This is a genomic window from Lysinibacillus sp. CNPSo 3705, assembly GCF_028674935.1.
GTDB lineage: Bacteria > Bacillota > Bacilli > Bacillales_A > Planococcaceae > Lysinibacillus.
Window position 1 is genome coordinate 13,261 of record NZ_JAQZSD010000018.1, and the last position, 11,877, is coordinate 25,137.

8 protein-coding genes are annotated in these 11,877 nt (G+C 37.5%); all 8 read left to right on the plus strand.

Going from position 1 to position 11,877, the window contains the following annotated elements; translation table 11 throughout:
- Window positions 1-36 precede the first annotated feature (36 nt).
- Window positions 37-1,671, plus strand: a complete 1,635-nt coding sequence (locus tag PVA17_RS09870) for an amidohydrolase (protein ID WP_274067587.1) — start codon at window positions 37-39, stop codon at window positions 1,669-1,671.
- A 47-nt stretch (window positions 1,672-1,718) separates the two neighbouring features.
- Complete coding sequence (locus PVA17_RS09875) at window positions 1,719-3,059, plus strand: APC family permease (protein WP_274067588.1); 1,341 nt, start codon at window positions 1,719-1,721, stop codon at window positions 3,057-3,059.
- A gap of 54 nt (window positions 3,060-3,113) precedes the next feature.
- Window positions 3,114-4,502, plus strand: coding sequence for an APC family permease (locus PVA17_RS09880; RefSeq protein ID WP_274067589.1), 1,389 nt, complete (start codon window positions 3,114-3,116; stop codon window positions 4,500-4,502).
- Between the two features lie 77 nt (window positions 4,503-4,579).
- A complete protein-coding gene (locus tag PVA17_RS09885) occupies window positions 4,580-5,833 on the plus strand; it encodes an ArgE/DapE family deacylase (RefSeq protein WP_274067590.1) in 1,254 nt (417 codons plus the stop codon).
- Between the two features lie 423 nt (window positions 5,834-6,256).
- Complete coding sequence (locus tag PVA17_RS09890) at window positions 6,257-7,567, plus strand: aminotransferase family protein (protein WP_274067591.1); 1,311 nt, start codon at window positions 6,257-6,259, stop codon at window positions 7,565-7,567.
- A gap of 22 nt (window positions 7,568-7,589) precedes the next feature.
- The gene (locus PVA17_RS09895) at window positions 7,590-9,011 is read left to right on the plus strand and encodes an aldehyde dehydrogenase family protein (RefSeq protein ID WP_274067592.1); all 1,422 of its coding nucleotides are present in this window, start codon (window positions 7,590-7,592) and stop codon (window positions 9,009-9,011) included.
- Window positions 9,012-9,034: 23 nt separating this feature from the next.
- Complete coding sequence (gene ald / locus PVA17_RS09900) at window positions 9,035-10,180, plus strand: alanine dehydrogenase (RefSeq protein ID WP_274067593.1); 1,146 nt, start codon at window positions 9,035-9,037, stop codon at window positions 10,178-10,180.
- Window positions 10,181-10,906: 726 nt separating this feature from the next.
- Window positions 10,907-11,665 (plus strand): IclR family transcriptional regulator, encoded by a 759-nt coding sequence (locus PVA17_RS09905; protein WP_274067594.1) that lies wholly within the window; start codon window positions 10,907-10,909, stop codon window positions 11,663-11,665.
- Window positions 11,666-11,877: the final 212 nt, after the last annotated feature.

Here is an 11,877-nt window from a genome sequence, read left to right on the forward strand (position 1 = left end):
ATTAGAAGTAAGTCTTAGGCAAAGGGAGGAGTTATAGTGGTTATCGCTGATAAAGTTATTTCGAGTGAAGCAGTATTTACAGGTTTAGAAAATGAAGCAAAGCCAGCTGCTATTGCGATTAAAGGTAACAAAATCATTGCGGTAGGTTCGATGGAGGAAATAACACCATTTATAGGTTTAGACACGAAGGAATATCATTATGGCAACCAACTCATTATGCCAGGATTTCATGATGCGCACCTTCATCTCATGTTTGGTAGTCTTTTCTCGCATGCAAGTATCAATTTATCGGATGCTCATTCGGAAGAAGAGGTTGCTAGTTTAGTAAAACAATTTTCGGAAAACGTGCATGCTGATGAGTGGATTATAGGCTATGGATGGGATCATACAAATTGGGCGGAGAAATGCTTGCCGACACGTTTTTCTTTAGACAAAGTAGTTCCTAATCGCCCAATTATTCTTTTTCACGCAGAAGGTCATTATTCATGGGTTAATAGTTTGGCACTTGAAAATGCAAGGGTTACAAATGAAACTGAAGACCCTCCTAATGGTACGATTCAAAAAGATGAAAATAATGAAATCACAGGTATTCTTCTTGAAACAGCAATGAATTTAGTTGTGGATATTGCTCTCGCATTTCCAGATAAACGGAAAGAAGAATTGTTTGAAGAGTTCTTAAAAAAATCAGCTCAATTAGGTATTACATCAGTAAATGATTTGTTTGCAAGTAGTTTTGATAAGTTAAATAGTTTCGCTATGTATAAGGCATATGATGAAGCTGGAAAACTTACGACTCGCATTCATCTTTACCCTGAGTTAAATGATGATATAGATAGAGCAATAAGCTTGCGTGAAAAGTACAATTCCGAAAAATTACAGCTTGCAGGACTTAAGCAGTTTATTGATGGCGTTGTAACTGGACATACCGCATACATGTTAGATCCTTACTTAGACAAACCTACAACACGAGGGAGTACTGCTTTTCCTGTAGAAACGATCAAAAATTGGGTGACAAAAGCGGACAAAGAAGGATTTCAAATTCGCTTCCATACAATAGGTGATGGCGCAGTTAGGCTTGCTCTAGATATATTTGAAGCAGCAAGGATGGAGAATGGTGTGAGAGATTCACGACATGCGCTAGAGCATATTGAAGTGATTCATCCGACAGATATTAAGAGATTTAAAGAATTGGGGGTTGTTCCATCTGTACAGCCTTCTCATCTAGCATTGATGCCAAAAGAAAGTCATACTTTGCGTGTCGGTAAAGAGAAAGCCCCTTATACGTATTTATGTAAAACGTTATACGACGCAGTCGAGTATATTGCTCTTGGTACAGACTATCCAATAGCAACATTAGATCCTTTTAAAGAAATTTTTCATGCGATTACGAGACTAGACTTTACTGGTGATTATGAGTGGAATAGTCAAGAGCAGCTAACACTCGCAGAAGCGTTGAAAGCATATACAAAAGGTTCAGCTTACAGCACATTCAGAGAAAAAGATTTGGGTACATTAGAAGTTGGAAAATTAGCAGATATTATTGTACTAGATAAAAACCTCTTTGAGGTAGAACATAAAGAAATTCTTCAAACGAAAGTTTTGTTAACAATTATGGATGGTGAAGTTGTTTATAGTGAATCAGTCTACTATCCTACTATTTTAGTTAATTGATCATTTTACCGGGAACATTTTTTTATTACTATTCGGGGAGTGGAAAAATGAAACATTCAGTTAATTTGTCTAGATCGCTTTCTTTAACGTCTGTTGTTGTTACTGGGTTGGCCTTTATGGCTTTAACTACAGTGTTTAGCACATACGGCATAGCCTCTCAAATATCTCATGGTATGGTCGCTGGATCGTATGTACTTGCATTAATTGTGATGATGTTTACGGCTCATAGTTATGGTCAAATGGCAAAAGCGTACCCTATTGCGGGATCTGCCTATACCTATGCGCAAAAAGCGATTAATTCTCATGTTGGTTTCTTAGTGGGATGGGCAATTTTAATGGATTATCTCTTGATCCCAATGGTTAACTTTTTACTATTTGGTATTTTCTTCTCAGCTGCAATACCTGAAGTTCCACAGTATGTTTGGATACTTACATTAGTAGTTCTTGTGACGTTTGTAAATGTTAAAGGTGTAAAGTTAAGCGCAAATGTCAACATGATTGTAATAGGCTTATCGGTATTATTTCTAATTGTCTTTTGCATCTTATCAGTTAAATCAATAGTAACTGGAACCGGGACTGGCATTTTATTTAACCTTGATCCCTTTTTTAATACCGAGGAATCATTTACGTATATAGTTGCTGGTGCTGCACTATTATGTTTCTCTTTCCTCGGTTTTGATGCAGTTTCTACTTTTTCAGAAGAAGTAAAAAATCCGGAGAAAAACATACCGCGTGCAATATCTTTAGTAACAATAATTGGTGGATTATGTTTTGTAGTCGTATCTTATTTTGCCCATAATGTTTGGCCAGATTATACGAGTTTTAAAGATGCTGATTCTGCTTCCTATGAAATTGCTTTCCTAGTAGGCGGGAATGCCTTACAAGCAGTATTCCTAGCAAAAACTGCAGTGGTTGTATTTGGTTCCGCGTCCGCTTCTCAAGCAAGTGCTGCACGTGTATTATACGCAATGGGAAGAGATGGACAATTACCTAAAAATTTTTTTGGAAAACTAAATAAAAGAACGAGAACCCCGGTAAACAACATTTTATTAATTGGTCTTTTATCATTATCTGCGATGTTTTTAAGTCTAACCTTTGTCGCGTCTTTCATTAACTTTGGCGCCTTACTTGCATTTACTGCTGTGAATTTATCCGTTGTTTTTTTATATTACGGTAAACGAAAAGAACGCTCCTTAAAGGGGACTATCTTCTATTTGATTTTTCCATTAATCGGAGCAGTACTTACAACTTGTTTGCTTTTCAATCTAGATGTTTATTCGATTACTCTTGGTAGTGTTTGGTTAGGAATTGGTGTTATTTATTTATTATTTATGACAAAAGGTCTTAAGCATAAACCACCAGTGCTCAATGCAGTTCAGATTGATTAGTCGCAGTTTAAAACATTAATGAAGCAGCTAAAAATATGTAAAGGGGATGGATGAATGACAGATAACACTACGCTTAAAAGGTCATTAGGTGTTTGGTCAATTGTTGCACTGGGATTAGGATATATGACGCCTACAGTGGTCTTTGATACGTTTGGAATTGTATCAAAATTAACAAATGGTGTAGTACCAATGGCGTATTTTGTCGCCTTGTTAGTAATGGTATTGACAGCGATTAGTTATGGAAAGATGGTACAGGTATTCCCGGCTGCTGGTTCAGCATATACATACACCCGGGAAACAATGGGGTCTCACCTAGGATTCCTCGTAGGATGGGCATCGTTATTAGATTATTTATTATTACCTTTAGTTAATGCATTAATTATTCGAATATATATGGAATCTCTGTTTCCGAATGTACCTGTTTGGATTTGGGTTTTTGCTTATGTCATTGTAGTTACTGCAATTAATGCTTATAGTATGGAATCAACATCGAGCTTAAACTTTATACTCGTTGTTTTCACGATTTGTTTAATAGGTATTTTCATAATACTTGCTTCTGTACAACTTTATCACGGTATGGGAAATGGTGCTTTATTCACGATTCATCCACTATCACATGAAAATGTGAAATTAATAGCCGTTTTAACTGGGGCAACAGTAGTAGCTTTCTCGTTTATCGGTTTCGACGCAATAACAATGTATACGGAAGAAGCAAAGGATACATCAACAGTTCCTAGAGCAATCCTTCTAACTGTTTTAATCGGTGGGGGTATTTTCTTTATCGCTTCTTATTTTACACAAGCATTATTCCCGGATGTTACTGTGTTCGAAAATGTAGATGATACATTGCCGGAAATTGGTTTATATGTAGGAGGGAAGTTATTTCAACTGCTTTTCATTGCAGGAGCATTCGCTGCCACTGTAGCTTCAGGACTTGCATCTCATGCAAGTGCATCTCGTTTGCTGTTTGTTATGGGCAGAAATGGTGTACTTCCTAAAAAAACTTTCGGATACTTACACCCTAAATTTAGAACGCCTGTTTTTACGATTGTTTTGACGGGAATCGTATCATTATTTGCAATAGGGCCAAATTTAGAATTAATTGCTTCAGTCATTAACTTTGGGGCATTAATTGCATTCACATTCGTTAACCTTTCTGTTATTGTTCATTTCTATATTCGTCAGAAAAGGAGATCAGGCAGTGAAACCTTTAAGTACTTAATTATGCCTTCTTTCGGAGCATTAGCTACTGGAGTTCTTTGGTATCATTTACACGCTGATGCATTTATAGGTGGAATCGTTTGGCTTATAATCGGAATCATTTACATGCTGTTTATAACAAGCTTCTTTAAAAAAGAACTTGGAAGCATGGACTCTATTGATGACTTGGAGTCATTAGATAAAGAGATCTTTAATGAGAATAAGATTAAAGTCTTGAATTAACTATTTAGAAGATGAGAATCTCTTAGATAATCTTCCTCTTTTTAATGACACAAGAAGTAAATAAAGGAGTGAATGCTTTGAAAGAAAAAATTCGACTGTATATAGAAGAAAATAAAGAAGAATTATTTAAAACAATTCAAGATGTCGTACGTATAAAAAGCGTTGTCGGTAATGAACAAGAGATGCAAGTATACATGAAAAAAAAATATGAAGAACTTAACTTGATTTTGCATGAGATTGAACCACAATATGAGAAGGTTTCAGCTCATGAAGCGTTTATTGATTCAGGTATTCCGTTTGAAGACCGAAAAAATATTATCGGAATACATAAAGGTGTCTCCGATGGTAAGTCATTAACGATTCATGGGCATGTAGATGTTGTTTCACCAGAACCATATTCAAACTGGACGATGGACCCATGGAGTGGAGATATTATTGGAAACAAGTTATACGGTCGAGGCTCTGCCGATATGAAAGCAGGACTTATTTCAAATTGGTTCGCATTGAAAACATTAATTGATTTAGGTTATCCAATTGCTGGAGATGTTCAGCTACATTCAGTAATAGAAGAAGAAGCTGGTGGTGGAGGCGGAGCTTTAGCATGTTTGGAGGAAGGCTTCGTAACAGATGGGTACATTTCGACAGAGCCACATAATTTGAATATGACAATAAGTCATGGGGGGATTATGTATTTCCGAGTGTACGTAAAGGGAAGAACAGCGCATGCTGGTTTAGCGCATGAAGGCATAAATGCTATTTCAAAAATGATGAAAATCCTTAGTGCACTGGATGAATTAAGCGAATGGCGTGCTAAAAATGTTAAGTTTGATTTATTTGAAAAGGGGTCTGGACAGTCCGTTCACTTAAACTTAGGGGTACTAAAAGCTGGGGACTGGGTATCTACAGTTCCAGGGGAAGCGATCCTCGAAGGAAGAATTGGTTTTATCCCAGGGGAAACTCGCGAAGAAATTAAGCAACTAGTACAAGACACGATTATGAAAGCTGTCTTAGGCGATGAATGGATGGCTAAAAATCCACCTGTTATAGAGTGGTTTGGATGGTCAACCGAGCCATGGTACCAAGACCCTGAGAACCCTTTTGTAAAATTATTTATGGAAAATGCAGAAGATGTTATGGGACATAAAGTCATCATGGTTGGAAGAGCTGGAGGAAATGATGCACGATTTACGCAGTATTACGGAAAACAAGGATTGTGCTTTGGGCCAATTGGAGAAAATATGCATGGACCAGATGAATGTGTTCATTTAGATAGCGTAGTAGAAGTAACTAATGTTTTGGCAAATTATATTATTAAGTGGAGCGAGAGTTAACTTTTGGGAATATCCATTGGTAGCTAAATGATTAGGATGTTATGGAAAAAGGAAGCAGGCTTAATGCAATTGGTATTAGATTTAAAACAAAATCTAGCATTAAAAATGACACAAGAAATGCAACAATCTTTGCAACCTTTATAAATGTCGTCTTTTGAATCGCATGACTATTTATCTTTATTCGACAGAAGACTCCAAGTGAGAATTATTTGTACACTAAAAAAACTTTTAATCGGGAAATTATGAGTATGGAAAATTATTTGATAAAACAAATCTCTCTTAACAATTAGATCGACGAAGCAATTCCTGTATCTGTAATTATTTGAAAATTAAATTAATTCATGTCCGAGATGTAAGTAAATCACATTTTAGTAGTTGGCAAGCGTATTGTTTAAAAACATTTAAAAGAGAGGATGTATTTTTATGAAAAGAAATTATTCTGTTGAAGAACTTAAAGTGTTAGACCAAAAGCATTTTCTACACCCTACTTCACCAGTAAAGACGGAAAATGGACCGGCATTTATTTTTACAGAAGGAAAAGGTGTTTATCTGTATGATATTACAGGAAAAAAAGTTATTGATGGTATGTCCTCGCTTTGGAATGTGAATATCGGACATGGAAGAACAGAACTTGGTGAAGTAGCGAAGAAACAAATGGGTAAATTAGCCTTCAGTTCTTGTTTTGCAACGTTTAGTAATGAGCCTGCTATTCTATTAGCAAAAAAGTTAGCAGAATTAGCACCTGGTGATTTAAATACTACATTTTTTACGTCCGGTGGTTCCGAATCCAATGATAGCGCCTATAAATTGGCTCGTCATTATTGGATATTAAAAGGGGAAAGTTCTCGAAAAAAAATTATCTCAAGATCGAGATCGTATCACGGGGTGGCAATCGGTGCTACAAGTGCGACGGGTTTAAAAGGATTTCGTGATTTTACAAATTCTAATGCACCGGATTTTCTATTCGTAGATCATTTCTCCATACAGGCTTTACGTGATTTGATTGAAACTGAAGGTCCAGAAACAATAGCTGCTTTCATCACCGAACCAGTACAAGGTGCAGGGGGGGTGCATGTTGCACCGGATAATTATTTCAAAGAAATTCGTGAAATTTGCAATGAGTACGGTATTTTGATGATAACTGATGAAGTTATCACAGGATTTGGTAGGACGGGTAAGTTCTTTGCGATGGAACATTTTAATGTGGTACCGGATATGATGTGCTTTGCAAAAGGTGTTACTAGTGGATATGCACAATTAGGTGGTGTAATGATCTCAGAGAAAATACACCAAGAATTTTCTGAGTTATCAGAAGGAACTATATTGCATGGATACACTTATAGTGGTCATCCAATGGCCTGTGCAGTTGGGTTGAAAAACATTGAAATTATAGAGAAAGATAATTTAGTAGCAAATGCAGAAATTCGTGGTCAAGAGCTATTAGCAGGGTTAAAAGTATTACAAGCGAAGTATCCATTTATTGTAGATGCAAGAGGTTTAGGTTTAATGGCAGGTATAGAAATTTCTTATGAAGGAAGACTCCTCGCTCCGCAAATAGTGACGGAGGCAGCAAAGTTGGGATTAATATGTCGCTCTGTTGTACTAGATGCTCAAGATATAGTTGTATTTTCGCCACCATTATCAATAAGCCAAAAGGAGTTAAGAGATTTATTGGCTATTCTAGAAAAAGCGATTCAAGAAGTAGAAAATCAGGTATTGGCAAATAAGTTGTAATACGAAAGGTGAGGTAATTATAATGAGGAAAAATTTATTTATTAATGGGGATTGGGTGGAAGCAGCAGAGTATACAGAATTATGCTCTCCGTATAGTAGCGAGGTCATTGCAGAAATACCGAAGGCAAATGTCGAGGAAGTAGAAGCAGCTTTAGTAGCTGCCGATGCAGCACGTGAAACGATGGCGAATATGCCTTTGTATAAGCGTGCGATTATTCTTGAAAAATTAGCTTCTTTATTAGAAGCACGTGCTGAAGAAGCGGCAGAGCTAATAGCACTAGAAGCAGCCAAGCCTATTTCAACCGCCAAAGCTGAAGTTCAGCGTACAATTCAAACGTATAAATTTGCTGCTGAAGAAGCAAAGCGAATACATGGAGAAACAATTCCTGTGGATGCTGCCCCCGGTGGAGACGGGCGCATTGCCTATACGGTTCGTGAACCATTAGGCATCGTGGCAGCTATTACACCTTTTAATTTCCCAATGAATCTAGTAGCTCATAAAGTAGGGCCAGCAATAGCATCAGGTAACACGGTTGTATTAAAACCTGCAAGTCAAACACCATTAACTTCCTATTTTATTGGTGAATTATTAGTAGAGGCAGGATTACCGAAGGGTGCGTTAAATATCGTTACTGGTGCAGGTTCTTTAATTGGTAACAAATTAGTCACGGATAATCGCGTGAAAAAGATTTCTTTTACAGGTAGCCCCGCTGTAGGTATTGGCATACGCAATCAAGCAGGTCTTAAGAAAGTAACGCTCGAATTGGGTTCTAATGCGGCTGTTATTATTGATGAAAATGTTAATATTGATAAATTAATTCCACGTGTTGTTTCCGGTGCATTTGCATTCCAAGGGCAGGTATGTATTTCAGTTCAACGAATCTATGTTCACGAAAAAATGTATGATTTGTTTGTAGATAAATTTGTAGCAGCTACAAAAGAGTTGAAACTTGGTGATCCCCTAGATCCTACAACGGATGTTTCAGCCTTGATTAGTCCACAAGATGTAAAACGAACATTAAGCTGGATTGAAGAAGCAAAGAGGCAAGGGGCAATTATTGCAACTGGTGGAGAATCTGAAGGGAATATCTTACAACCTACCGTACTATTAAATGTAAAACCGGAGCAGAAGGTTTCCTGTCAGGAGGTATTCGCACCAATCGTATCTATTATGAAATTTACATCAATTCAAGAGGCATTTAATCAAGTAAATGACTCCAAATATGGTTTGCAAGCTGGTATTTATACAGATAATATCCATGTTGCTTTACAGGCAACGCAAAAACTCCATGTAGGTGGTGTCATTATAAATGATATTCCTACATTCCGTTTAGATCATCTACCATATGGTGGCGTAAAGGAAAGTGGTATGGGAAGAGAAGGGCTGAAGTATGCAATTGAGGAAATGACAGAAATGAAACTTGTAGTGATAAACCAAAACTAAAAAAATAGGTAGGAGGAAATATAATGATAATTGGTGTACCTAAAGAAATAAAAAATAATGAAAATCGAGTAGGAATTACTCCAGCAGGTGTTGTGGCGTACAAAAAAAGTGGTCATGAGGTAATAATTGAATCGAGTGCTGGGCTAGGTAGTGGATTTACAGACCAAGATTATTTAGATGTAGGTGCTCAAATTACTAAATCGACTAAGGAAGCTTGGGATGTTGATATGGTGATTAAAGTGAAGGAGCCGATTCAGGAGGAGTACAAATATTTTAAAGAGAATCTAATTCTCTACACATACCTACATTTAGCGCCAGAGCCTGAATTAACGAAAGCTTTGCTTGAAAGTAAAGTTACTGGAATTGCTTATGAAACAATTCAATTAGATTCAGGTGCCTTACCATTGTTAACGCCAATGAGTGAAGTTGCAGGCCGAATGTCTGTACAAATTGGTGCACAGTTTTTAGAAAATTCCAAAGGAGGCAAAGGAGTTCTCTTAGGTGGTATTCCTGGTGTTGCACCTGGAAATGTAGTAATTATAGGTGCTGGAGTTGTCGGGACGAATGCTGCGAAAATGGCAGTAGGATTAGGTGCAAACGTAACAATTTTAGACGTTAATATTACACGCTTAGGTCAAATAGATGATATGTTCCAAGGACGTGTTCGTACACTTGCATCAAATACCTACAATATCGCTGAAGCAGTGAAAACAGCAGATTTGTTAATTGGTGCTGTGCTAATTCCAGGTTCACGTGCACCACAATTAGTTTCAAAAGAAATGATTCAAACGATGCAAAAGGGATCTGTTGTAGTGGATGTAGCGGTAGATCAAGGAGGTTCTATTGAAACAATTGATCGAATTACTACTCATAGTAATCCTACTTATGAAGTATACGGTGTTGTGCATTACGCAGTTGCGAATATGCCAGGTGCTTGCGCGCGTACCTCAACAATGGGCTTGTCAAATGTAACTGTTCCATACGGTTTGCAAATTGCTAATAAAGGCTATCGCCAAGCTGCTTTAGATAATCCTGTTTTAGCGAAGGGGATAAACGTAGTAAATGGAAAAATAGTATATAAAGCGGTAGCTGATGCACATGGATTACCATATACGGATCTACAAGTAGAATTAACAGTAGATTCAAATTCAGCGTTAGCAGTTAAATAGAATAACGAGAAATAATGTTATTTGAAATGAAAAGAAGGTGAAAGTTGGTAGAGAACGTAATCTACCAAGCTTTCACCTTCGTTGCGGATATTCCGTCGCTTTGCCTCATCCTTCCGACGTTTGGATTTCTTTCCGTCGTTTTGCCACATCCTACCGTCGCTCGGATTTCTTTCCGTCGTTTTGACTTTTTCTTCCGTCGTTTGGATTTCTTTCCGTCATTTTGCCACATCCTACCGTCGCTCAGGCTCTACTTTCCGTCGCTTTGACTTTTTCTTCCGTCGTTTGGATTTCTTTCCGTCATTTCGCCACATCCTACCGTCGCTCGGATTTATAGGGAATTACTGCACGCATTTGATACTCGTGTAATTGGGTAAATGGGTTCAAAATCATACCCGGAATCCAAAATAGTGGTCGTAAAATGCCCTGGAAATAGGTTTTCTACTTTCTTTAAAAGAGGAATCGCTGCTTTACTGACAGATGTCATGAGGCGAGAGGCGATATATTGACTCTTGGCTGTCACTACGAGATGCCCTTTAAAGTCAAACGCCGTCACTGTTCAGCGAAAGCGTAGTGCTAACGTAGCGGCAGCAACAAAGCCCAGCCGGAACGGAAATCAACCACATGTTTTGATGAAGAGCCAGGGTATATAAAAACAGTAAGATGTTAGGTATAATTATTATTTAAGAAAAGAAAAATTATTTAAATAGAAGGGAGAGAAAATGTGAATTGACAAATAATAATAAAACGGTTATCCGTTCAATGGATATTTTAAATTTATTTATCGATCATACTGAGCTGACATTTCAAGAAGTAATTGAGTTATCAGGAATCCCTAAAACCTCTGCTTTCCGCATGTTGAAATCTTTTGAGGAAATGGAGTTTTTAGAGAAGGGAAATGATGCAAAATATCGGTTAGGTATTCTCTTCCTTAAATTTGGACATCTCGTATCAATGCGCCTAGATGTGCGAAAAATTGCAGAACCAATTATGAATGAGTTACATAATGATGTAAAAGAAGCGATTAATTTAATCGTTCGTGATGGTGACGATGCTGTTTATATCGAGAAAATAGATACGAAGCAAAAAGTTCGACTCTACACAGCAATTGGTAGAAAAAGTCCTCTTTATGCAGGAGCATGTCCTCGTGCTGTATTATCCTTTTTACCGGATGCAGACATAAAGGAATATCTCGAATCGGTAGAACTTAAATCATTTGCAATGGGGACGATTACGGAAAAGGAAAGGCTTTTTGAAACGATTGTGCAGGCTAGAGAACTTGGTTATACAATTAGCCATTCAGAATTAGAAAATCATACATCTGCTGTTGCAGCACCGATTTACGATCATAAAGGAGAAGTCGTTGCAGCAATGAGTATTGCGGGACTAGAAACGAATTATCGAGGGGAAAACGTTGAAATCTTCGTCGATAAACTTAAGAAGGCTACCGCAGAGATTTCTAAACAATTGGGGTATGAGCCGCAATAAAAAATGGGTAGTCTCAAAAGTCATTTGAGATTACCCATTTTGCGTTGGAGTTGATAATTTATGGATGACATTTTTTAAAATATATGCACTGTATTTTAGTTGATTGTAGTGGAGACTGGGCGACTCCTTGGGGATCAGCGTCACAGATGAGACCCTGGAGCGAGCAACGCGAGTGAAGCGGCTCATCGGACGCCCCCAGGAAAGCGCCCAGT

Bases quoted from the DNA above. Each gene is read 5' to 3' on its own strand.
- PVA17_RS09875 (WP_274067588.1), top strand. From the start codon at position 1,719: ATGAAACATTCAGTTAATTTGTCTAGATCGCTTTCTTTAACGTCTGTT.
- PVA17_RS09880 (WP_274067589.1), top strand. From the start codon at position 3,114: ATGACAGATAACACTACGCTTAAAAGGTCATTAGGTGTTTGGTCAATT.
- PVA17_RS09890 (WP_274067591.1), top strand. From the start codon at position 6,257: ATGAAAAGAAATTATTCTGTTGAAGAACTTAAAGTGTTAGACCAAAAG.
- PVA17_RS09895 (WP_274067592.1), top strand. From the start codon at position 7,590: ATGAGGAAAAATTTATTTATTAATGGGGATTGGGTGGAAGCAGCAGAG.
- ald (WP_274067593.1), top strand. From the start codon at position 9,035: ATGATAATTGGTGTACCTAAAGAAATAAAAAATAATGAAAATCGAGTA.